Below are 23,615 nucleotides of genomic sequence, written 5' to 3' on the forward strand. Positions count from 1 at the left end.
CCCGGACCCACCCCGTAAGCTCGATCGTGTGCAGCGACGGATCATGGGAATCGAGACCGAATTCGGCGTGACCTGCACCTTTCATGGTCACCGCCGGCTCAGCCCCGACGAGGTGGCACGCTATCTCTTCCGGCGGGTGGTGTCCTGGGGCCGCAGTTCCAACGTCTTTCTCCGCAACGGAGCCCGGTTGTACCTCGATGTCGGGTCGCATCCGGAGTACGCCACCGCCGAGTGTGACAACCTCGCCCAGCTGGTCACCCACGACCGCGCCGGTGAACGGGTGCTCGAGGACCTGCTCATCGACGCCGAGCAGCGCTTGGCCGACGAGGGCATCGGCGGCGACATCTACCTGTTCAAGAACAACACCGACTCGGCCGGGAACTCCTACGGCTGCCACGAGAACTATCTGATCGTGCGCGCCGGCGAGTTCTCCCGCATCTCCGATGTGCTCTTGCCGTTCCTGGTGACCCGGCAGCTGATCTGCGGCGCAGGCAAGGTGCTCCAGACCCCCAAGTCGGCCACCTTCTGCCTGTCCCAGCGCGCCGAGCACATCTGGGAGGGCGTCTCGAGTGCGACGACCCGTTCCCGGCCCATCATCAACACCCGTGACGAGCCGCATGCCGACGCCGAGAAGTACCGCAGGCTGCATGTGATCGTCGGCGATTCCAACATGAGCGAGTCGACCACCATGTTGAAGGTCGGTACCGCGTCATTGGTGTTGGAGATGATCGAGGCGGGGGTGGCATTCCGCGACTTCTCGCTGGACAACCCGATCCGTGCCATCCGCGAGGTGAGCCACGATCTGACCGGGCGCCGCCCGGTGCGCCTCGCCGGCGGTAGGCAGGCCAGCGCCCTGGACATCCAGCGCGAGTACTACGGCCGGGCGGTGGAGTATCTGCAGACCCGCGAGCCCAATACCCAGATCGAGCAGGTCGTCGACCTGTGGGGCCGACAGCTCGATGCGGTCGAGAGCCAGGACTTCGCCAAGGTCGACACCGAGATCGATTGGGTGATCAAGCGCAAACTGTTCCAGCGCTACCAGGATCGCTACAACATGGAGCTTTCCGATCCGAAGATCGCACAGCTGGATCTGGCGTACCACGACATCAAGCGCGGACGCGGTGTGTTCGACCTGCTGCAGCGCAAGGGGCTGGCGGCACGGATCACCACCGACGAGGACATCGATGCCGCGGTCAACACCCCGCCGCAGACCACCCGCGCCAAGTTGCGTGGCGAATTCATCACCGCCGCACAGGAAGCGGGCCGCGACTTCACCGTCGACTGGGTGCACCTCAAACTCAACGACCAGGCGCAGCGCACCGTGCTGTGCAAGGACCCGTTCCGGTCTGTCGACGAACGGGTCAAGCGACTCATCGCCAGCATGTGATGGGCACGTCGCGCACCGTCGCGGCGGGCGGTACCCCCTAAGCTGCTTGAGGTGGCGACGTCCAAGGTCGAGAGACTGATGAACCTGGTGATCGCGCTGCTGTCGACCAGTTCGTATCTGACGGCGGAGAAGATCCGCAAGAACGTGGCCGGATACTCCGACAGCCCGTCGGACGAGGCGTTCTCCCGGATGTTCGAACGGGACAAGAACGAACTGCGTGATCTGGGCATCCCGCTGGAGACGGGCAAGGTGTCGTCCTTCGACGCCACCGAGGGGTACCGGATCAACCGGCAGGCCTACGCGCTGCCGCCGGTCGAGTTGACGGCGGAGGAGTCGGCCGCGGTGGCGGTCGCGACGCAGCTGTGGCAGTCCCCGGAGTTGGTCACGGCGACCCAGAGCGCGCTGCTGAAGCTGCGGGCGGCCGGCGTCGAGGTGGACTCCGAGGATGTCGGCGTGGCGATCAGCTCGACTGCGACGCTGCCCGGCCTGCGCGGTTCGGAGGAGGCGCTCGGTGTGCTGCTCTCGGCCACGAACTCGGGGCGGGTGGTGCAGTTCGAGCATCGGCAGAGCCGCAACGACCCCTACCGGACCCGCACGCTGGAACCCTGGGGCGTGGTGACCCACCGTGGCCGCTGGTACGTCGTCGGCCACGACCGGGATCGCGCCGATACCCGGACGTTCCGGCTGTCACGCATCGGACCCGGCGCCAAGGCTGTCGGCCCTGCGGGTGCGGTCACCGTCCCCGACGGGGCGAACCTGCGTGAGATCGTGGCGCGGGCGGTCGCCGATGTCCCGACCGGCGAGCGGGCACGGGTGTGGATCGCGCAGGGGCGGGCCACGGCGCTGCGCAGGCAGGCCACCGCCGCTCGCCCCATGGCGTGGCGCGGGCGGGCGGGCGAGGAGATCACCGTCGATATCGGGATGTTCGACCGCCTCGGCCGTGAGATCGCCAGTTACGGCACCGATGCCGTCGCACTCGACCCGGCCTCGCTGCGCGAGGATGTGCTGGCCCGGTTGCGCGCCCATGCGGGCGCGCCGAGCGGGGAGGCGGTATGACGACGCAGGTGTCCACCCGGCTGGTCCGGCTGTTGAACATGGTCCCGTATTTCAAGGCCAACCCGCGGGTCACCCGCGATGAGGCGGCGGCGGCGTTGGGTGTCACCCGCAAACAACTCGACGCCGATCTCGAGCAGCTCTGGCTGTGCGGGCTGCCCGGGTACGGCCCCGGTGACCTCATCGATTTCGACTTCACCGGGGACACCATCGAGGTGACCTTCGCCGCCGGTGTCGACCACCCGTTGCGGCTGACCTCGACCGAGGCGACCGGCGTGCTGGTCGCACTGCGTGCCCTGCTCGATGTGCCGGGAATGGTCGACCCCCAAGCGGCCCGCAGCGCCATCGCCAAGATCGAATCGGCGGCCGGCGCGGCAGCCGCGACGGATACCGTCGCCCCCGCCGAACCCGAGAGTGCATCGGCAGCGGCGGTCCGGGAGGCGACCCGCGCCGGTCGGGCGCTGCAACTGGAGTATCACTCGGCTTCCCACGACACGGTGTCCAGCCGCACGGTGGATCCGATCCGCGTCGTGCTGATCAGTGATCGCAGCTATCTGGAGGCCTGGTGCCGCAGCGCCGAGGGGGTGCGGCTGTTCCGCTTCGACCGGATCGTCTCGGCGCGGGTTCTCGACGAACCGTCCAGGCCGCCGGCCCCGGCCGTCGCCGCGGGCCCCGACACCGCATTGTTCGACGCCGATCCGGCGCTGCCCTCGGCGACGCTGCTGATCGACAGGTCGGCGGGGTGGATGTTCGACTACTACCCGCTGCGCGTGCTGACCGAGCTTGCCGACGGTGCCTGCGAAGCGGCCATGACCTACGCTTCGCTGGAATGGATGGCCCGTTTCGTACTGGGCTTCGGGTCCGCGGTGCGCGTGCTGCACCCGCCCGAGCTCGCCGACCGGGTACGCCAGACTGCCGCAGCGGCGGTGCTCGCGTACGAAGACGAGTAGACTCGACCACAATCTCTGGAGGTGTTTGAATTGGGCGGTCTTCAACCGTGGCACTGGCTCATCGTGATTGCAGCGTTCATCCTGCTTTTCGGTGCCAAGAAGCTCCCGGACGCGGCGCGCTCGCTGGGTAAGTCGATGCGCATCTTCAAGTCCGAGATCAAGGAGATGCAGTCGGACGGCGACAAGCCGAGCACCCCGCTGCCCGAGAGCAGCGGCCCGGCCACCCCGGTCAGCTCGGAGCGGGTCGACACCGCCGAGCAGTCCAGCGACAAACGACCGGCCTAGACAGCTGCAGTACGTCCCACCCGCGGCGCGACGTCGCCATGATGTCGCGGGCGGATCTCGCCTGCACCGACGTTAAGGCTGCCCGTGCCGACCCCCGGATTCTTCTCAAGGCTCAACCCGCGCAACGGCCGCATGCCGGGGCGCAAGCGCGCCAACCCCGACGGCACGATGTCGTTGGTCGACCATCTCGCCGAGCTGCGTAACAGGCTCCTGATCGCGGTGGTCGCGGTGCTGCTGACCACCATCATCGGCTTCTTCTGGTACACCCACGGCGTCTTCGGATTCCACAGCCTCGGTGAATGGCTGCGTGGACCGTACTGTTCTCTGCCCGAATCCGCCCGCGCCACGATTGCCCCCGACGGGCAGTGCCGGCTGCTGGCGACCGGCCCCTTCGACCAGTTCATGCTGCGGTTGAAGGTGGCCTTGACCGCAGGCATCGTGCTGGCCTGCCCGGTCTGGCTCTACCAACTCTGGGCGTTCATCACCCCTGGTCTGTACAAGAAGGAACGCCGGTTCGGGATCGCCTTCGTCACCGTCGGCGGTGTGCTGTTCATCGGCGGGGCCGTGCTGGCCTATGTCGTGCTCTCCACCGCGTTGAGCTTCCTGTTGACGGTCGGCAGCGATGTCCAGGTGACGGCGTTGTCCGGTGAGCAATACTTCGGGTTCCTGATCAACCTGCTGTTGGTGTTCGGGATCAGTTTCGAGTTCCCGCTGCTGATCATCATGCTGAACCTGATCGGTGTCCTGACCTATGCGCGTCTGAAGGAATGGCGGCGCGGTCTGATCTTCGCGCTGTTCGTGTTCGCCGCCTTCGCCACCCCCGGCTCGGATCCGTTCTCGATGTTGGCGCTGGCGTTGGCGCTGTCGCTGCTGCTGGAGTTCGCCATCCAGGTCGCCCGCGTCCACGACAAGCGCAAGGCCAGGCGGGAAGCACTGGCCGACGTGCCCGAGGACGAGGCGGCACCCATCCCCGCGGCCGAGCCGATCGATCGGCCCGCACCCGTATCGGCACAGACGCTGATCGATGACGACGCCACCTGAGGCGGGACCGGAGCTGCGGGCCTTCGCCGCGCAGCTCCCGTTCGGTCTCGACGGATTCCAGGTGCGGGGCTGTGCCGCGCTGGAGGGCGGACATGGGGTTCTGGTGTGCGCCCCCACCGGCGCCGGCAAGACGGTGGTCGGGGAGTTCGCCGTGCACCTGGCGCTGGCCGCCGGCCGCAAATGCTTCTACACCACCCCGATCAAGGCGCTGAGCAACCAGAAACACGCCGACCTGGTGCGTCGCTATGGCCCGGAGAAGATCGGTCTGCTGACCGGTGACCAGTCCGTCAACGGTGACGCCCCCGTCGTGGTGATGACCACCGAGGTGTTGCGCAATATGCTCTATGCCGATTCCGATGCCCTGCATGGTCTTTCGCATGTGGTCATGGATGAGGTGCACTTCCTTGCCGACCGGATGCGTGGCGCGGTGTGGGAGGAGGTGATCCTGCACCTTCCGGAGGAGGTCCGGCTGGTCAGTCTGTCGGCCACGGTGAGCAATGCCGAGGAGTTCGGTGGTTGGATCCAGACCGTGCGCGGCGACACCACGGTGGTGGTCGACGAGCACCGCCCGGTGCCGCTGTCCCAGCACATGATGGTGGGCAAGCGGTTGTTCGACCTGTTCGCAGGTTCGGATCACACCCTGGTCGACAAGGATCTGGTACGCCACATCGCCCACCGGCGCGAAGCCGACCGACTGACCGACTTCTCCCCGCGCGGCCGCGGTCGCGGTCAGGGCAGGCCGAGGTTGAACCGGCCACCGTCCCGGCCCGATGTCATCACCACGCTCGATGCCGAAGGTCTGCTACCCGCCATCACCTTCGTCTTCTCGCGGGCGGGTTGTGATGCCGCGGTCAAGCAGTGCCTGCGCTCACCGCTGCGGTTGACCACCGACGAAGACCGCGCCCGGATCGCCGAGGTCATCGACCGGCGCTGCGCCGATCTGCAGGACTCGGATCTGTCGGTGCTCGGCTACTACGAATGGCGCGAGGGTCTGTTGCGCGGGCTGGCCGCACATCACGCCGGCATGCTGCCGGTGTTCCGGCACACCGTGGAGGAGCTGTTCACCGCAGGCTTGACCAAGGCGGTCTTCGCCACCGAGACACTGGCGCTGGGCATCAACATGCCGGCCCGCACCGTGGTGCTCGAGCGCCTGGTCAAGTACAACGGCGAGCAGCATGCTCCGTTGACTCCGGGGGAGTACACCCAGCTGACCGGCCGCGCGGGCCGGCGCGGGATCGACGTCGAGGGCCATGCGGTGGTGCTGTGGCATCCCGACGACGCGGCCGCCGACCCCGCCGAGGTGGCCGGGCTGGCCTCGACGCGGACATTCCCGCTCAAGAGCTCGTTCACCCCCACCTACAACATGACCATCAACCTGGTCGGACAGCTGGGACCCGATCAGGCGCGCAGCCTGTTGCAGCGATCCTTCGCCCAGTTCCAGGCCAATCGGTCGGTCGTCGGTCTGGTGCGCGGCCTGTCGCGCGGGGAGAAGATGCTGACCGACCTGGCCGCCGAGATGGGGGCCCGGCCGGGAACGAAGACCGAACCGCCGGTGCTCGAGTACGCCCGCCTGCGCGCGGCGATCTCGGCGCGTGAGCGCGCCCAGTCGAGGGCCTCGAGGATGCAGCGTCGGCGCGCCGCCGATGACGCCCTGACCGCATTGCGGCGCGGCGACATCATCAACATCACCAACGGGCGCCGCGGCGGGCTGGCCGTCGTGCTGGAACCGGCGCGCGACGAGGAAGATCCCCGGCCGCTGGTGCTGACCGAGCACCGCTGGGCCGGGCGCATCTCGTCGGCGGATTACTCCGGTGGCTCCGCCCCCCTGGGGTCGATGCAGCTGCCCAAACGTGTCGAGCACCGCCAACCCCGGGTGCGCCGCGACCTGGCCTCGGCGCTGTTGTCGGCGGCAGCCGGACTCGATGTGCCGAGCCGGCACCGGGCCGGTCGTGGTGAACCCGATGTCGACCCCGAACTGGTGACGCTGCGCGATCAGCTGCGCAGGCACCCACTGCACGGTGCCGGCGACCGCGAGGACAAGGTTCGGTTGGCCGAACGCTATCTGCGTATCGAGCGGGACAACGAACAGATCCGCCAGAAGGTCGCGGCCGCCACCAACTCGCTGGCCCGCACCTTCGACAGGATCCTGGTGCTGCTCTGCGAACGCGGTTTCGTCGACCGCACCGGCGACACGCCGAAGGTGACCGAGGACGGTCGGCTGCTGGCGCGGATCTACAGCGAGAGCGACCTTTTGGTGGCCGAGTGTCTACGCCGCGGGGCGTGGGACGGGCTCGGCCCCGCGGAGTTGGCCGGAGTCCTCTCGGCCGTGCAGTTCGAATCCCGTGGTGACGGGGCCGGGCCGCAGGGCATGCGCATCCCGACCGCGAACCTGCGCAAGGCGCTGGCAGCGACCCGCCGGTTGTCGGCCGATATCCGCAGTGATGAACAGCGCCAACGCATCACAGCGAGCCGCGAGCCCGACGATGGCTTCGTCGCGGCGATCCACCAGTGGGCCACCACCGGTGATCTGGCCTCCGCGCTGGCCGCCTCCGATGTCAACGGCAACGGATCGGTGTTGTCCGCCGGCGATTTCGTGCGGTGGTGCCGTCAGGTGCTCGATCTGCTCGACCAGGTTCGGATCACCGCACCGGAACCGGCCCTGCGGGCATCGGCGAAACGCGCCATCAACGACATTCGACGCGGCGTCGTTGCAGTTGATGCAGGGTAGTGTGGCGGCGTGGATCCGCGGCGGCGGGCCACGCAGACCAGTACGAGCTCGGATCAAGGAGACACGATGAGCGGACCGCAGGGATCTGACCCCACGCAGGCGTGGTCGGGTCAGCCGCCGCAGTCCGGCGGAAACCCGCCCTCCGGTGACCAACCCGCCTGGCAGCCGCCTCCCACCCCGGAACAATCCGGCCAGGACGCGCCGGCCTGGGGCCAACCGCCGGCTTACCAGCCGCCGCAGGGTTATCCGCAGTATCAGCAGCCCGGCCAGCCCGCTTACGGTCAGCCGCAGCAGTACCCGCAGCCCGATCAGTACGGCCAGCAGCCGACGGCATACGCGCCGCAGGGCTACCCGCAGCAGTACGGTCAACCCGGTCAGCCCTACGGCCAGCAGCCCCAGTACGGGCAGCCCGGCCAGTACGACCCCCAGCAGCAGTACCCGCCCTACGGCCAGCCCGGTTCCGAGGAGGGGTCGAAGAAGTCGCTGGCCGTCATCGGCAGCGTCCTCGGCGGTCTTGCGCTGGTGGTCGTCATCGCCGTGTTGGTGCTCGGATTCTGGAAGCCCGGATTCTTCGTGACCACCACGCTGGATGTGGACGCCGCCCAGACCGGCGTGCAGCAGATCCTCACCGACGAGGCCAACGGGTACGGCGCCAAGAACGTCAAGGACGTCAACTGCAACGGTGGTGTCAGCCCCGAGGTGCGCAAGGGTGACACCTTCACCTGCCAGGTCAGCATCGACGGCACCAAGCGCCAGGTGACCGTGACCTTCCAGGACGACAACGGCACCTATGAGGTCGGCCGCCCGAAGTAGACCTTCGGGCGGGGGCGACTCAGGAGGGCAGCTTGTCCAGCGCCTTCTGCAACCGCGCGATCGAGGACTGCACACCGAACTCCTCGGCCAGCGCGACCACCCGCGCCGGGTCGGCTGCGGCCAGCGGCAGCGCATCACTGTCCCCGGACAGCGTCACCGGGGCATCGAGCGCCACCCGGACCACCGGCTCGGCAGCGACGATGTAGTCGGAGGCAGCCAACAGCTTCTTGCGTTGTGCCGTCGGCACACTCGACGACGGATCAGCCGCCGCCCTGATGATGGACTCCAGCGACCCGTGCTGGGCCAACAACGTCGCGGCGGTCTTCTCACCGATACCGGCCACACCGGGTAACCCGTCGGAGGGGTCACCACGCAGCAGTGCCAATTCGGCGTAGGCGGGCCCGGCCCGGTCGACCGGCACGTGATAGGTCTCGGCGACCTCGGCAGGCCCGAACAGCACCGCCTTGGCCAAGCCGCGACCGATATAGAAGACCCGCACCGGCACCGGTTCATCACGAACCAGCTGGAGCAGATCGCGGTCACCGCTGACCACCACCACCGGGTCCTGCTTCTCGGCGGCGGCCAGCGTGCCCAGCACATCGTCGGCCTCGTATCCCGGGGCGCCGGCGGTGGCGATCCCGAACGCGTCGAGCATCGCCATGATCATGTCGACCTGCGGTGTCAGATCGTCGGGAACTTCCTCGACGTCGGGGGTGCCCGCGGGCAGCGCCTCCTCGACGCGGTGCGCCTTGTACGACGGAATCCGGTCCACGCGCCACTGCGGACGCCAGTCGAGGTCCAGGCACACCACCAGCCGACCCGGCCGGTGCGTGCCGACCAGCGCGGCGATGTTGTCGATGAACCCGCGCAACGCGTTGACCGGGCGTCCGTCGGGGGCGGTGATCGAGGACGGCACCCCGAAGAAGGACCGGAACCACATGCTGGCACCGTCGAGGAGCAGGACGGGGCGGTCCCCCTGGGTGAGCGTCGCGGCACGGTGAGATCCGGAGGCGGGCATCGCACTAGCCTATGGGTATGGCCACCGCCGAGGACACCGCCCGTTTCAGCACCGATGTCTACGCCCACCGTCTGCGTGAAGCCGCCGCGGGCGCCGCCGCGGCCGGACTTTCCGGTCTGATCATCACACCCGGCTACGACCTGCGGTATCTGACCGGATCACGGGCGCAGACCTTCGAACGACTGACTGCGCTGGTACTGCCTGCCGACGGGTCGACGCCGACGGTGGTGGTGCCACGCCTGGAGCTGGCCGCGCTGCGCGAGTCCGCCGTTCCCGAACTCGGTGTGACGGTACGGGACTGGGTCGACGGTGAGGACCCTTACGCGTTGGTCGCCGCGGCTCTCGGGGCAGGCGCAGTGACGGGTGACCGACCGGCGACGGCGGTCACCGACTCGATGCCGGCCCTGCACCTGCTGCCGCTGGCCGATGTCCTCGGCCGGGTCCCGGTGCTGGCCACCGAGGTGTTGCGTCGGCTGCGGATGATCAAGGATGAGAGCGAGATGGACGCGCTGCGCAAGGCAGGCGCAGCCATCGACCGGGTGCATGCCCGTGTACCGGGCTTCCTGGTGCCCGGTCGGACCGAGGCCGAGGTGGCCGCCGATATCGCCGAAGCCATTGTCGCCGAGGGGCATTCGGAGGTGGCATTCATCATCGTCGGCTCCGGGCCCAACGGTGCCGACCCGCATCACGAATGTTCCGATCGGGTGCTGTGCGCCGGCGATATCGTCGTCGTCGACATCGGCGGGCCCTACGCGCCCGGCTACAACTCCGATTCCACTCGCACCTACAGCCTCGGTGAGCCGGATGCCGAGGTGGCCCGGCAGTACGCGGTGCTGCAGCGCGCGCAGGCCGCCGCGGTCGCTGCGGTGCGTCCGGGCATCAGTGCCGAGTCGGTCGACGCCGTCGCCCGCGATGTGCTGGCCGCCGAGGGCCTTGCCGAGGTGTTCGTGCACCGCACCGGTCACGGCATCGGCCTGTCGGTGCACGAGGAGCCCTATATCGTCACGGGCAACGAGATCACCCTGGAACCCGGTATGGCGTTTTCGGTGGAGCCTGGCGTCTACTTCGCAGGGAAGTGGGGAGCCCGCATCGAGGACATCGTGATCGTCACCGAGGACGGGGTCGAGTCGGTGAACAACCGGCCGCACGAGCTCGTCATCGTGCCGGTGTAGCTCCCGGCGCGGTGCTCAGCTCTCGCTGCGATCCAGCAGGGTCGACGAGCCGAGCACCCGTTCGATGCGCACCGTGATGACCACTCGGCGCGGATTCACCCGCGGGGTCCGGTAGCGCTGCGCGTACCGCAACTCGGCATCCCGGACATCGTCGGGATCACCGCTGACGGTGGCCGTACCCTCCAGCGACAACCAGCGTGCACCGTCGACCTGACTCAGCACGGCCACGCCGCGTTCCTTGGCGTTGACGGCCTTCTGGGATCCGCCGGTGGTGATGACACGCGCCAGATGGGTCGTCGGGTCGAAGGTGAACCCGACGGCCACCACATGCGGCGAGTTGTCGCTTCGCAGGGTGGTCAGCATGGCCAGATGACGCTCGGTCAGGAATGCCAGCGCGTCATTGGTCAGTCGTGTCGTTGCCTTGCCCATCGGGGTCCACGCTAGCGCAGGACATAATCACAGCCATGAAGGACACGGGGCTCGTCGTGATTTTCGGCGGGCGCAGCGAGATCGGCCTCGAGATCGCGACGCGGTTGGCACCTGCCAGGACGGTGGTGCTGGCCGCCCGGCGGTCGGCCACCCTGACCGTGGAGGCCGACGCGGTGCGGGCGGCCGGGGCGGCACAGGTGCATACCGTCGAGTTCGATGCCGACGATCTCGGTTCGCACCCCGGGCTCATCGCGGCATTGGTCGCCGAACACGGGCCCATCGACGTCGCGGTGCTGGCTTTCGGCATCCTCGGCGATCAGCGCCGCGCCGAACGCGATTCCGCGCACGCGGCACAGATCGCCCACACCGATTACGTCGCCCAGGTCGGTCTGTTGACCGAACTCGCCACCACCATGCGCGCGGCCGGTGCGGGGACCATCGTGACCTTTTCCTCGATCGCCGGTGTCCGGGTGCGTCGCGCGAACTACGTCTACGGCTCGGCCAAGGCCGGCCTGGACGGCTTCTGCTCCGGCCTGGCGCAGGCATTACGCGGTTCGGGAGTCCGGCTGCTGGTCATCCGTCCCGGATTCGTCATCGGCCGGATGACCGAGGGGATGGCGCCGGCACCGTTCTCCAGCACCCCGGCGCAGGTCGCCGATGCCGCGGTCCGCGCACTGTCCGGCCGGCGCCCGCGGGTCTGGGTGCCCTGGCAGGTGGGCGGTATCGCCGCGGTCTTCCGCCTTCTTCCCGGCCCGATCTGGCGGAGGCTGCCACGATGAGCGCGCGCATCGTGGTGGTCGGCATCGGTGCCGATGGCATGGCCGGGCTCTCGCCCGCATCGACGGCCGAGTTGCGCAGGGCCACAGTCGTTTTCGGATCCGGACGGCAGCTCGATATGTTGGATTCGAGCATCGGCGCCCAGCGCAGGCAGTGGCCCTCGCCCCTGTTGGACGCGTTGCCCACGATGTTCGACGGTCTGGGCATCGTGCACGTGATCGCCTCGGGTGACCCGATGCTGCACGGCATCGGGGCGACGTTGATCCGGGTGTTCGGCACCGATGCCGTCCGGGTTCTGCCCCACGTGTCGTCGGTGACGCTGGCCTGCGCCCGGCTCGGCTGGCCTGCGCACGAGACCGAGGTGATCAGTCTGGTCACCGCAGACCCGGTGACCGCGGTGCGCCGGGGTGGTCAGGCAGTGGTGCTCAGCCGCGACGCAGGCACACCCGCCGCACTGGCCCGGTTGTTGACCGAATCCGGCCGCGGCGACTCCGAATTCACCGTGCTGGAAAATCTCGGTGGCGCGGACGAACGCATCACCCGGAGCACGGCGGGCACCTTCTGCACGCGGGTCGGCGACCTCAATGTGATCGCCGTGCGTTACCTACCCGATGTGCGGCGCGCACACGCGCTGCCCGATGAATCGTTCGCCCACGATGGGCAGATCACCAAGCAGTCCATCCGGGCGGTCACGCTGGCCACGCTCGGGCCGCGGCCCGGTGAGCTGCTCTGGGACGTGGGGTCGGGATCGGGTAGCGTCGCGGTCGAATGGTGCCGCAGCTCGCCGGGGTGCCGGGCGGTGTCCTTCGAACGAGATGCCGACCGCCGCAACCGGATCGCGATGAACGCCCGCGCATTCGGGGTCCGGATCGATGTGCGGTCCGCGGCTCCGGAGCCCTTCGGCGACGTGGCGCCCCCGGCGGCGGTCTTCGTCGGCGGCGGCGTGACGCAGCCCGGGCTCATCGAGGCGTGTGTCGACCGATTACCGCGCCAGGGCAGGCTGGTGGTCAATGCCGTCACGGTGGAGTCCGAAGCGGCACTGGCACAGTGGTACGCACAGAAGGGTGGCGAGTTGCGACGTTTTCAGCACTATCAGGGCGGGCCGGTGGGCGGGTTCACCGCATGGCGCCCGGCGCTGCCGGTCACCCAGTGGGCGTGGGTGAAACCGTGACTGTGTACTTCATCGGGGCCGGCCCTGGGGCGGCCGACCTGATCACCGTGCGCGGGCAGCGACTGCTCGGCCAGAGCCCGGTATGCCTGTATGCCGGCTCGATCATGCCGCCGGACCTGCTGGCGTTCTGCCCCGCGGGTGCGCGGGTGATCGACACCGGGCCGTTGACGCTGGACCAGATCATCGACGAGATCGCCGCCGCCGACGGCGCCGGCCACGATGTGGCCCGGCTGCATTCTGGCGATCCGTCGCTGTACTCGGCCATGGCCGAACAGTGCCGCAGACTGGATGCGCTCGGCATCGGCTACGAGGTCGTGCCGGGGGTGCCCGCGTTCGCTGCCGCCGCCGCGGCGCTCGGGCGGGAGTTGACGGTGCCCGGGGTGGCGCAGACGGTCACCTTGAGCCGGGTCGCCACGCTGTCGACCGCCATGCCCGAGGGTGAGTCGCTGGCCGCGCTGTCGGCGCCCGGTGCCACCCTGGTGCTCCATCTGGCCGCCGCCCAGGCCGAGGCCATCGTCGCCGAGCTCACCGGCCCCGGTGCCGGGTACACCGCCGAAACGCCATGTGCGGTGGTGGCATACGCCAGCTGGCCGGCCGAGCAGGTGGTGCGTTGCGAGCTCGGGGAGTTGGCCGAGGAGTTGCGTGCGGCAGGCATCACCAAGACCGCGGTGATCATCGTCGGAGATGTCCTCGGTGCGCAGGGGTTCACCGACAGCTACCTGTACTCGACGGGGCGGCGGCGGGGGAGTCGGCACTAGTGCGGGTTCTGTTGCTCGGTGGGACCGGGGAGGCCAGGGACCTGGCTGCGCGACTGCATCCCGGGATCACGGTCATCAGCTCGTTGGCCGGCCGGGTGCCCGACCCCGCGTTACCGGTGGGCGAGGTGCGCATCGGCGGATTCGGCGGTGCGGACGGATTGGCCGATTGGCTGACCGCCAACGCCATCACCGCCGTCGTGGACGCCACCCATCCGTTCGCGGCCACCATCACCGCGAATGCCGCGCGCGCCGCGGCACGGGTGGGTGTGCCGCATGTGGTCCTGGCCCGCCCCGCGTGGCCGCACGGTGATGCCATCGTCGTGCCCACCGACACCGCGGCGGCGCAGACGGTGTCCTCGCACGGATACCGGCGGGTGTTCCTCACCACCGGACGGTCGGGGACCGCAGCGTTCCGCGGCGTCGACGCGTGGTTCCTGATCCGCGCGGTCACCCCGCCCGAACCCGAGCTGCTCCCGGACCGGCACCTGCTGGTGCTATCGCGCGGGCCCTACCATCTCGCCGATGAACTGAAGCTTTTGCGCGACAACGGGATCGACGCATTGGTCACCAAGAACAGCGGCGGTGCGATGACGCAGGCCAAACTCGATGCCGCCGGGCAGGAGGGAGTGCCGGTGATCATGGTGGACCGACCGGCCCTGCCCGACGGGGTGGCCAGTGTGCACACCGTCGACGCGGCGGTCGACTGGGTGCGGAGCCGGCGCTAGATCAGCTCCAGGGTGTCCAGTTCGCGGATGGCGCGGCAGGACCGCTGGGCCATGGCCAGCATCATCTCGTCGCCGCGGTCGGTGGTCGTGGCGAAGGCGACCCCGAACGCGATGATCAGCGGTGCCTGCAGCATGCCCAGACGGTAATCACGCCAACAGGTTTCGACGTCGTACTCGGTCACCCCGAGCCCGGTCAGTGCGGCGTGGTATTCGGCGACCAGATCCTGCTCGGACGCCGCGCGCACCTCGGGATCCAGGCTGGTTCCGGTGAAGTACGCCAGATCGCGGGCGGGCAGTCCCACCGCGAGGGTCTGCCAGTCGACGATCGTGACGGTCGTGCGGGCGGGGTCGAAGAGCATGTTGTCCAGCCGGTAGTCGCCGTGCAACAACCCGAACCTGTGCGGTTCGGTCAGCAGCCACGGCGTCACCATCGACAGCGCCGCCGCCATGGTGGCGCGATCATCGGCGGTCATCCGGTCCCCGAGCCGTTCCAGGGTGGCCTCGGCGGCCATCGTGGCGATATCGCCCATACCCGCGGCCATCGCGTCGTCGGGCTTGGGCATCGGGATTCCTGGCAACCCCGTCAGCTCGGGATTGCACCAGGTCGGTGCGTGCAGGCCGGCCAGCGCGCGCACCCCCAGTATGGCCTCGGCCGCGCTGCAGCCGGCGATCTGGTCGCCCTGTTCTGCCGGTGCCAGGTCCGCCAGCAGGAGGACGAAATCGCCGCCGTCGGGGCCGATTTCGCAGTGGTAGTGGCGCGGGACCGGCACCCGCACCCGGTCGGCGATCCCGGTGTAGAACGCGTGCTCGGATCGATAGCCAAGGGCCACCCGATCGCGGACGGCATCGTCCTGTGCGGACAACTTGACGGCAAAGGTGGCCGGCAGCTCGGCGGCATCGGCGTAGCCCAGTTGCACGCGGTAGGTCGCACCGGTCTGGCCCGTACCGATCGGGCTGATGTCGACACTGTCGACGGGGGTGCCGAGCACACCGGTCAGCCAGTCCGCCGTCACGTCATCGGGAGTACGCGGGATCACCAGCGAAAACTAGACGTGATGCCAGGGGCTGTCAACGATGCTCGGCCGAGGTCAGCTCCGGGTAGGTGCGCGGGGTGAACACGATGTCACCGTGCACCCGGGTCTGCGAGGATCCGATGATCAGCAGGCACCGCATGTCGACCTCGTCGGGGTTCAACTCCCCGAGTGTCACCACCCGCACGTTTTCCTGCGGTCCGGCCACATCCCGTCCGATCACCACGGGCGTGTCGGGGGATCGGTGCTCGAGCAGAAGATCTCGCATGGCGCCGACCTGCCACGTCCGCGTCTTCGACGCCGGGTTGTACACCGCGATGGCCAGATCGGCGGCGGCGGCCGCGCTGATCCGTTTGGCGATGATGTCCCACGGCTTGAGCCGGTCGGACAACGAGATCACGGCATAGTCGTGTCCGAGCGGCGCACCGACGCGGCTGGCCACCGCATTGGCCGCGGTCATCGCCGGGATCACCCGGACCGGGACGTCGGGCCAGTGCACGGCCTCTTCCAGGACCGCGGTGGCCATCGCGAAGACGCCGGGGTCTCCCGAGGACACCACGACCACCGAGCGGCCCTGGCTGGCGAGCTCACAGGCCAGCCGAGCCCGTGCGGGCTCGTCGGTGTTGTCGCTGGCGTGGCGGGTCTGTCCGGTGCGCACACCGACCCGGTCCAGATACGGGAAGTAGCCGATCAGGTCGGTGGCCGCGGCCAGCTCGCGGCGCGCCTGCGGAGTGATCCAGTCCAGGTCGCCGGGACCGAGTCCCACCACCGCCACGCTGCCGCCGCTGCGCGCCACCGCCGCCTCGCCGGGGAGCATCACGATGGAGAAATAGGGCACCGAGTCCGCGTCGACATCGGCGGCGGCGAGCACCCGCTCCTGGTCGGTGCTGGCACGCTCCACATAGAAGGCCCGCTCGAGTCGTCCGGTCTCCGAGAGTGCCTGCCGCACTTCGGGATAGGACTTGCCCAACTTCATGATCACCGCGGCGTCGGTATCGGCCAGCCGACGGGCCAGCTCGGCGCCCGGCAGGGTTCCCGGCAGGATGGTCAACACCTCGTCGCCCTGCACCAGCGGCATACCGTTGGCGGCCGAGGCCGCGCTGACCGAGGTGACACCGGGCACGATCACGGCACGGAACTGTTCGGTCAACCGGGTGTGCATGTGCATGTAGGAGCTGTAGAACAGCGGATCGCCCTCGGCAAGCAGGGCGACATCGCGACCCGCCCGCAGATGAGTGGCGATACGCTCGGCCGACTCGGCGTAGAAGTCCTCCATGGCGCCGTCGTAGCCACCGGGATGCTCGGTGGTCTCGGTGGTCACCGGATACACCAGGTGTTCTTCGATCTGCCCCGCACGCAGATAGGGCTCGGCGATCCGGCGCGCGATACTGCGGCCGTGCCTGGCGCTGTGATAGGCCACCACGTCGGCCTCGCCGATCACCCGGGCCGCCTTGACCGTCACCAGCTCGGGGTCACCGGGACCCAACCCCACACCGTAGAGCGTTCCTTGACTCATTCGCGTTCACTCGCAATCGCATTCACCGCTGCCGCCGCCATCGCACTCCCGCCACGACGGCCTGTCACCACCAAGTAGTCCATCCCGCGCGGACGGGCTATCAGCTCATCCTTGGACTGCGCGGACCCGACGAAGCCGACCGGTCCGCCGAGCACCGCCGCCGGGACGGCGGCGCCGTCGTCGAGAAGCTCGAGAAGCCGGAACAGGGCCGTCGGTGCGTTACCGATCGCGAGCACCGCACCATCGAGGCGGTCGGCCCAGATGTCCACGCCCGCGGCCGAGCGCGTGCTGCCCAGCTGCGCCGCCACCTCAGGGGCGCGGGGATCGGCGACCAGCGATATCACCTCGTTGTCGGCGGGCAGTCGAGACCGGGTGATACCGGCCGCCACCATCGACGAGTCGCACAGCACCGGCGCGCCCGCGGCGAGCGCCGCGCTCGCCCTGGCCACGACGTCGGGACTGAAGGCCACGTGATCGGTGACATCGGTCTGCCCGCAGGTGTGGATCAGGCGGACGACAACCCGGGCGACGTCGTCGGGAAAGCGCGCCAGATCGGCTTCGGCACGGATCGTCGCGAAGGACTCACGGTAGATCTCCGCGGCGTCGCGGATGTATTCGAGCACCCGCTCACCCTACGTGTGGCGCGGTCGGTATCCGTCTGCGGAGGCAACCAACACCTGGGCGCCCGCCGGCGCGCCGCATCCGCGCTCGCAGCCCACGAAGTGCCGATGGGCGCCCGACGGTGCCGCGGGACCGGAGTTGACCGCGGCGAGCGCATCTGCGCGGACATCGGTCCTGGAGCGCTCACAGCCGGGGCTACCTGCGCAGGCGCTCACGGTCAGCCACGGTGAGGCCTCGTCGAAGACCAGCCCCAGCGGCGCGAGCACGCGCAGCGCGGTGTCCGCGACCTCCTCCCGCAGATCGCAGACGAGAATCGAACGCCACGGCGTCACCACCAGCGGTGCGCTGATTGCCGCCACGAATTCCGCGGTGCGGGCGGGCAGCACGCCGAGGGGCACGACGGCCGCCAGCGTGACGCGTGGATCGGCCCCGGTCTGTTCGATCCAGCCCACCGGGCCGCGGGTGGTATCGCCGACGAGCAGTCGTTGCCCGGGCGGCACCGATACCTGATATCCAGCGGTCAACGCCGAGGAATCGGCGAGTTCGGCTACCCGCCAACGCTTTCCGCGATCCTGCTGGAATCGCGACGCGATCTCGATGACGGTGGCTATCGCGCCGTCGGGGGACAGCCGCACACCGGTGTCCGAACCGGCCAGCAACAGTGCGACGCCATCGTCGGTGACCTGCAGGCCCACATCGGTGCGCAGTCCACTGACATCGCCGCGGCCATCGTCGATGGAGAACCAGAACCGGCCGGGCAGCTGGGACAGTGCGGCATCGGCCTGCAAGGCGGCGTCGAGGTCGCGGACCCACTCGCGCACATCGGCCAGACCACCGGAGCGGCCGGACAGGGGGGAGGAGACGATATTGCGGACTCGCTCGTGCGTCGGCGCGGGCAACAGGCCGGCGCCGGCGATGGCATCGGCAACGCGCGCCGTGTCGCTGACCGCGCGGATCTGTACGCTGCCGCGCGACGTCAGCTCCAGCGCACCGTTGCCGCATTCGATGGCCAGATGCGCGAGCGTCTCCAGCGCCGCGGCCTCGAGGTAACCGCCGGGCAGGCGCACCCGAACCAGGGCGCCGTCGGCGGCCTGATGCACCTGCAGGGCGCCGGGACAGGCGTCCTGATCGCGGGTTCGGCTCACCCGTCCACCGTACTGCCCGGCGCCTGATGCTCAGCCGGCCAGCGGAACCGGGGCGATCACCGCCGAGTACTTCCCGGCGTCACCGGCGATGACCCGGCTGGACGCGCCGTTGACATCGACGGGCACATCCCCGGCCAGCGTGACCCGGCTCAGTCGGCGGAACTGGTCGTCGTAGTCGGCGACCGCGTAGTGCTGTGTTGCCCGGTTGTCCCAGATGGCCAGGTCGCCGGGAGCCCAGTTCCACCGGACGGTGTTCTCCAACTTGGTGATTCGCGCCTGCAGCAGATTGAACAGGGTTGCCGACTCCGTCGCGCCGAGGCCGACCAGTCGCTTGACGAAGTGACCGAGCAGCAGGACCCGCTCGCCGGTCTCCGGGTGCACGCGCACCACCGGGTGCTCGGTCTCGAAGTACTCGGACTCGAATTCGGCCCGGTGTTCGCGCACGGTATCGGCCAGCACGTCGTGCCGCTGGTCACCGGCCGGGTGGTCGGCGGTGTAGTCATAGCGATTGGTGTGCACCGCCCAGAGGTTCTCGGCCAGTATGCGCAGCGGCCCCGGTAGCTGGGCGTAGGCGGTGGCCGTATTGGCCCACACCGTCGTCCCGCCGTAGTCGGGCAGGGTGACGGCTCGCAGCAGCGAGGCCTTCGGGATGCGATCGACGAAGGTCACGTCGGTGTGCCAGCTGTTGGCCTTGTCGTAGCGCGAGTCGATGGGCAGCACCCTGGTGCCCCGCGACAACACCGTCGGATGCGCTGCGGTGGTGGTGCCCAACCGCTGCGCGAATGCCAGTTGACCCTCGTCGTCGAGATGGTCCTGACCGCGGAAGAAGATCACCTTGTGCTCCAGCAGCGCGGTGTTGATGGCCGTGAGGGCGGTGGCGTCGAGGTCATCGGCAAGGCGCACACCGTCCACGCGGGCGCCGATGTGCGCGCCGAGCTTGACGACACGTATCGGGCGCCGCGGGTGCGATGGGTCGGAAGGTGTCATAGGAGTATTGGGCCAGCTCGGCCCACAGCTGCCCACGGTTTTACCGACGGCGATCCAAAGGCCGATATGCGCAGTTCAGCGCCCCACAGCCAATTCGATTGTGTGATGGGTCACATCAAGATCGACGGTGTCGGCTCACGCACAGATCGCACTTTTGCCAATGCGGTGGGGTTACGTTCTCGGTACCAACTGGTACCAGCCGGTACCCCTACCGAAAGGAGGCGACACATGGCGTCATTGATTGCCATCGGACTGGGCGTTGCCCTCGTCGTCGCCGCCATCGCAACTCCCTACCGGGACTCCTGGTACGCCCGCTGGGGCGGCTGAGAGGCCACCGGGGGAGGAAACACCGGGCGCGCCCCACGCCGGGGGTGCGGTGGGGCAGGATTGAGCGGGTGCCGACCGTACTGCTGCTCTCCACGTCCGATACCGACCTGATCACCGCGCGCGCCAGCGGAGCCCAGTACCGCTGGGCCAACCCGTCCCGGCTGCTCCAGGACGAACTCGACCGGGAGCTGGCCGAGCTGCTGACGGGCGTCGACATCGTCGTGGTGCGAATCCTCGGCGGCTATCGCGCCTGGCAGGACGGCATCGATGTGCTGGTCGCCAGCGGCGTGCCGACCGTGGTGCTCTCCGGCGAACAGGCACCCGATGCCGAGCTCATGAGGTACTCGACGGTGCCGGCGGGGGTGGCACTGGAGGCGCATGTCTATCTGGCCCAGGGCGGCGTCGAGAATCTGCGCGGGCTGCACGCCTTCCTGTCCGACACGCTGCTGATGACGGGCCAGGGGTTCGACCCACCCGTGCAGATCCCGACCTGGGGTGTCCTGGAACGCGCCGAGGCGGCGCGGCCCGACGCTCCCACCGTTGCCGTGCTGTACTACCGGGCCCAGCACCTGGCGGGCAACACCGGTTATATCGATGCACTGTGTGCGGCCATCGAGACGGCCGGCGGCCGGGCGTTGCCGGTGTACTGCGCTTCCCTGCGCACCGCCGAGGCCGACCTGCTGGAACTGCTCGGGACCGCCGACACGCTGATCACCACGGTGCTCGCCGCGGGGGGTGCGACCCCGGCCACCGTCACCGCCGGCGGCGCCGATGACGGCTGGAACGTGGCCCATCTGGCGGCGTTGGACGTCCCGATCCTGCAGGGGTTGTGCCTGACGAGCTCGCGTGCCACCTGGTCGGCCAACGACGACGGACTCTCGCCGCTCGATGTCGCGACCCAGGTCGCCGTGCCCGAATTCGACGGGCGCATCATCACCGTGCCGTTCTCGTTCAAGGAGATCGATGACGAGGGCCTGATCACCTACAACGCCGATCCCGAACGGTGCGCCCGGGTAGCAGGCCTTGCCGTGCGCCACGCCCGCCTGCGCCGCATCCCCGCCGCGGAGAAACAGGTCGCCCTGGTCTTCTCGGCCTATCCGACCAAACACGCCAGGATCGGCAACGCCGTGGGGCTGGACACTCCGGCCAGTGCGATCGCGCTGCTGCGTGCGCTGCGTGACCATGGCGTCGACATCGGCGAGGTGCCCGGCGTCGACGCCGGAGATGGTGACGCCCTGATCCACGCGCTGATCGAACGCGGTGGCCAGGACCCCGACTGGCTCACCGAAGAGACGCTGGCGCTCAACCCGATCCGGGTCAGTGCGGCCGAGTACCGGCGCTGGTTTGCGACCCTGCCCAGCGAACTCGCCGACGCCATGGTCGAACACTGGGGTCCACCCCCGGGAGAACTGTTCGTCGACCGCACCCACAACCCGGACGGCGATATCGTCATCGCGGCCATGCGCTCGGGCAATGTGGTGATCCTGGTTCAGCCGCCGCGCGGGTTCGGCGAGAACCCGGTGGCGATCTACCATGACCCCGACCTGCCGCCGAGCCACCACTACCTGGCCGCCTACCGCTGGCTCGACGGCCAATTCTCTACCGGACCCTCGTCATTCAAGGCCGATGTGGTCATCCACCTCGGCAAGCACGGCAACCTCGAATGGCTTCCCGGTAAGACGCTGGGGATGAGCAGCGCATGCGGGACCGACGCGGCGCTCGGCGATCTGCCGTTGATCTACCCGTTCCTGGTCAACGACCCTGGCGAGGGCACCCAGGCCAAGCGACGGGCGCATGCCACCCTGGTCGACCATCTGATCCCGCCGATGGCGCGCGCCGAAACGTATGGAGACATCGCGCGTCTGGAACAGCTGCTCGACGAGCACTCCAATGTGTCCGCGCTGGACCCGGCCAAGCTGCCCGCCATCCGCCAGCAGATCTGGACCCTGATGCGCGCGGCGAAGATGGATCACGACCTGGGTCTGGAGGATCGGCCCGACGAGGACTCCTTCGACGACATGCTGCTGCACGTCGACGGCTGGCTGTGCGAGATCAAGGACGTCCAGATTCGCGACGGTCTGCACATCCTGGGCCTCGCGCCCGAGGGGGACTCCGAACTGGACCTGGTGCTGGCGATCCTGCGGGCCCGCCAGCTGTTCGGTGGTGAGCAGACCGTACCCGGCCTGCGCCAGGCACTCGGGCTCGCCGAGGACGGCGCCGACGAACGCCACGCCGTCGATGCCGCCGAGGACGCGGCGCGGCAGTTGGTCGCCGGGCTGCAGAAGACCGGCTGGGACGCCGGCGCCGTCGACGAGCTGACCGACGACCCCGTGGTGGCCCAGATCCTGCGGTTCGCGGCCATCGAGGTGGTACCGCGCCTGCGCGCCACCTCCGGTGAAATCGACGCGGTGCTCAGGGCGATCGACGGCCATTACATCCCGGCAGGCCCCTCGGGATCCCCGCTGCGCGGTCTGGTGAACGTGCTGCCCACCGGACGCAACTTCTACTCGGTCGATCCCAAGGCCGTGCCGTCTCGGCTTGCCTGGGAAACCGGTGTGGCGCTGGCCGATTCACTGGTCGAGCGGTACCGCACCGATCACGGCGAGTGGCCGAAGTCGGTCGGGCTCTCGGTGTGGGGCACCTCGGCGATGCGCACCTCCGGCGACGATATCGCCGAGGTCCTCGCGCTGCTCGGCGTGCGGCCGATCTGGGACGACGCATCGCGGCGCGTCGTCGACCTGGAGGTCATCACACCGGCGGAGCTCGGCAGGCCCCGCATCGATGTGACGGTGCGCATCTCGGGATTCTTCCGCGATGCCTTTCCGCATGTGGTGACGATGCTCGACGACGCGGTGGCGCTGGTGGCCGCGCTGGACGAGGACCCGCAGGACAACTATGTGCGTGCCCACGCGCTGGCCGACCTGGCCGAGCACGGTGACCAGCGGCGCAGCACAACAAGGATTTTCGGATCCAAGCCGGGAACCTACGGGGCGGGCCTGTTGCAGCTTATCGACAGCCGCAACTGGCGCGACGACGCCGATCTCGCCGAGGTGTACACCGCCTGGGGCGGGTTCGCCTACGGCCGCGGCCTCGACGGCGCCCCGGCGTCGGAGGACATGAACCGCGCCTACCGCCGGATCGTGGTGGCGGCCAAGAACACCGACACCCGCGAACACGATATCGCCGACTCTGACGACTACTTCCAGTACCACGGCGGCATGATCGCCACCGTACGGTCGCTGACCGGCAAGGACCCGGCCGCCTATATCGGCGACAACACCCGGCCCGACGCCGTGCGCACCCGCACGCTCTCCGAAGAGACCACCCGCGTGTTCCGCGCGCGCGTGGTCAATCCGCGCTGGATCAACGCGATGCGCAGGCATGGCTACAAGGGTGCGTTCGAGATGGCGGCGACCGTCGATTACCTGTTCGGATACGACGCGACCGCGCACGTGATGTCGGACTGGATGTACGAGCAGCTCAGCCAGACCTACGTGCTGGACGCCGAGAACCGGAAATTCATGAACGAGTCCAATCCCTGGGCGCTGCACGGGATGGCCGAACGCCTGCTGGAGGCGGCGGGCCGGGGCATGTGGGCCCAGCCCGAGACGGCGACCCTCGACGGACTCAAGCAGGTGCTGCTGGAGACCGAGGGCGAGCTGGAGGGCTGAGCCGGCCGGC

20 protein-coding genes are annotated in these 23,615 nt (G+C 69.0%); 13 read left to right on the forward strand and 7 right to left on the reverse strand.

The window, feature by feature from the left end; genetic code table 11:
- The first annotated feature begins 28 nt into the window (after positions 1-28).
- The 7 genes from pafA to G154_RS19615 all read left to right on the forward strand — a co-directional run bounded on the left by pafA (position 29) and on the right by G154_RS19615 (position 8,257).
- Positions 29-1,387 (forward strand): Pup--protein ligase, encoded by a 1,359-nt coding sequence (pafA, locus tag G154_RS19585; RefSeq protein ID WP_019512931.1) that lies wholly within the window; start codon positions 29-31, stop codon positions 1,385-1,387.
- Positions 1,388-1,438: 51 nt separating this feature from the next.
- A complete protein-coding gene (locus tag G154_RS19590; RefSeq protein WP_019512932.1) occupies positions 1,439-2,443 on the forward strand; it encodes a YafY family protein in 1,005 nt (334 codons plus the stop codon).
- A complete protein-coding gene (locus G154_RS19595) occupies positions 2,440-3,390 on the forward strand; it encodes a YafY family protein (protein ID WP_019512933.1) in 951 nt (316 codons plus the stop codon). The genes G154_RS19590 and G154_RS19595 overlap by 4 nt, the downstream gene beginning before the upstream one ends.
- Positions 3,391-3,420: 30 nt before the next feature.
- Positions 3,421-3,675: a Sec-independent protein translocase subunit TatA gene (gene tatA, locus G154_RS19600; protein ID WP_023985779.1), complete on the forward strand. Its 255-nt coding sequence runs from the start codon at positions 3,421-3,423 to the stop codon at positions 3,673-3,675.
- An 84-nt stretch (positions 3,676-3,759) separates the two neighbouring features.
- Positions 3,760-4,716, forward strand: a complete 957-nt coding sequence (gene tatC, locus G154_RS19605) for a twin-arginine translocase subunit TatC (protein ID WP_019512935.1) — start codon at positions 3,760-3,762, stop codon at positions 4,714-4,716.
- Positions 4,700-7,444: an RNA helicase gene (locus G154_RS19610; protein WP_019512936.1), complete on the forward strand. Its 2,745-nt coding sequence runs from the start codon at positions 4,700-4,702 to the stop codon at positions 7,442-7,444. Before tatC ends, G154_RS19610 begins: the two co-directional genes overlap by 17 nt.
- A 66-nt stretch (positions 7,445-7,510) precedes the next feature.
- Positions 7,511-8,257, forward strand: coding sequence for a DUF4333 domain-containing protein (locus G154_RS19615; protein ID WP_023985780.1), 747 nt, complete (start codon positions 7,511-7,513; stop codon positions 8,255-8,257).
- 19 nt (positions 8,258-8,276) lie between these two features.
- Here G154_RS19615 and G154_RS19620 read toward each other — a convergent pair whose 3' ends face one another.
- Positions 8,277-9,275, reverse strand: a complete 999-nt coding sequence (locus G154_RS19620; RefSeq protein ID WP_019512938.1) for a 5'-3' exonuclease — start codon at positions 9,273-9,275, stop codon at positions 8,277-8,279.
- 17 nt (positions 9,276-9,292) lie between these two features.
- Between G154_RS19620 and G154_RS19625 the strand changes: the two genes are divergently transcribed.
- Positions 9,293-10,447, forward strand: a complete 1,155-nt coding sequence (locus G154_RS19625) for a Xaa-Pro peptidase family protein (protein ID WP_031601500.1) — start codon at positions 9,293-9,295, stop codon at positions 10,445-10,447.
- 15 nt (positions 10,448-10,462) lie between these two features.
- Here the strand turns inward: G154_RS19625 and G154_RS19630 are convergent, their stop codons facing one another.
- Positions 10,463-10,876 carry a F420-dependent biliverdin reductase gene (locus tag G154_RS19630; protein WP_019512940.1) on the reverse strand — a complete coding sequence of 138 codons (414 nt, stop codon included), beginning with the start codon at positions 10,874-10,876 and terminating at the stop codon, positions 10,463-10,465.
- A 35-nt stretch (positions 10,877-10,911) separates the two neighbouring features.
- Between G154_RS19630 and G154_RS19635 the strand changes: the two genes are divergently transcribed.
- The 4 genes from G154_RS19635 to G154_RS19650 are packed head-to-tail and all read left to right on the forward strand — an operon-like array spanning position 10,912 to position 14,307.
- Positions 10,912-11,655, forward strand: a complete 744-nt coding sequence (locus G154_RS19635) for an SDR family NAD(P)-dependent oxidoreductase (protein ID WP_019512941.1) — start codon at positions 10,912-10,914, stop codon at positions 11,653-11,655.
- Entirely contained in the window at positions 11,652-12,824 is a 1,173-nt protein-coding gene (cbiE, locus tag G154_RS19640) for a precorrin-6y C5,15-methyltransferase (decarboxylating) subunit CbiE (RefSeq protein WP_019512942.1), read from the forward strand. Before G154_RS19635 ends, cbiE begins: the two co-directional genes overlap by 4 nt.
- Complete coding sequence (gene cobM / locus G154_RS19645; protein WP_019512943.1) at positions 12,821-13,582, forward strand: precorrin-4 C(11)-methyltransferase; 762 nt, start codon at positions 12,821-12,823, stop codon at positions 13,580-13,582. Before cbiE ends, cobM begins: the two co-directional genes overlap by 4 nt.
- A complete protein-coding gene (locus G154_RS19650; RefSeq protein ID WP_019512944.1) occupies positions 13,582-14,307 on the forward strand; it encodes a cobalt-precorrin-6A reductase in 726 nt (241 codons plus the stop codon). The genes cobM and G154_RS19650 overlap by 1 nt, the downstream gene beginning before the upstream one ends.
- Here G154_RS19650 and G154_RS19655 read toward each other — a convergent pair.
- The 5 genes from G154_RS19655 to G154_RS19675 are packed head-to-tail and all read right to left on the reverse strand — an operon-like array spanning position 14,304 to position 19,607.
- Entirely contained in the window at positions 14,304-15,344 is a 1,041-nt protein-coding gene (locus G154_RS19655) for a phosphotransferase family protein (protein WP_019512945.1), read from the reverse strand. The genes G154_RS19650 and G154_RS19655 overlap by 4 nt on opposite strands.
- Before the next feature lie 31 nt (positions 15,345-15,375).
- Positions 15,376-16,854: a precorrin-2 C(20)-methyltransferase gene (locus G154_RS19660; RefSeq protein ID WP_019512946.1), complete on the reverse strand. Its 1,479-nt coding sequence runs from the start codon at positions 16,852-16,854 to the stop codon at positions 15,376-15,378.
- Positions 16,851-17,477: a precorrin-8X methylmutase gene (locus G154_RS19665; protein WP_019512947.1), complete on the reverse strand. Its 627-nt coding sequence runs from the start codon at positions 17,475-17,477 to the stop codon at positions 16,851-16,853. Before G154_RS19665 ends, G154_RS19660 begins: the two co-directional genes overlap by 4 nt.
- Before the next feature lie 9 nt (positions 17,478-17,486).
- Positions 17,487-18,620 (reverse strand): precorrin-3B synthase, encoded by a 1,134-nt coding sequence (gene cobG, locus G154_RS19670; protein ID WP_019512948.1) that lies wholly within the window; start codon positions 18,618-18,620, stop codon positions 17,487-17,489.
- 30 nt (positions 18,621-18,650) lie between these two features.
- A complete protein-coding gene (locus G154_RS19675; RefSeq protein WP_019512949.1) occupies positions 18,651-19,607 on the reverse strand; it encodes a TauD/TfdA family dioxygenase in 957 nt (318 codons plus the stop codon).
- 395 nt (positions 19,608-20,002) lie between these two features.
- Between G154_RS19675 and cobN the strand changes: the two genes are divergently transcribed.
- Positions 20,003-23,605, forward strand: a complete 3,603-nt coding sequence (gene cobN, locus G154_RS19680; protein WP_019512951.1) for a cobaltochelatase subunit CobN — start codon at positions 20,003-20,005, stop codon at positions 23,603-23,605.
- The last annotated feature ends 10 nt before the right edge of the window (positions 23,606-23,615 follow it).

The organism is Mycobacterium sp. VKM Ac-1816D, from assembly GCF_000416385.1.
In the GTDB taxonomy this organism is placed as follows: Bacteria; Actinomycetota; Actinomycetes; order Mycobacteriales; family Mycobacteriaceae; genus Mycobacterium; species Mycobacterium neoaurum_A.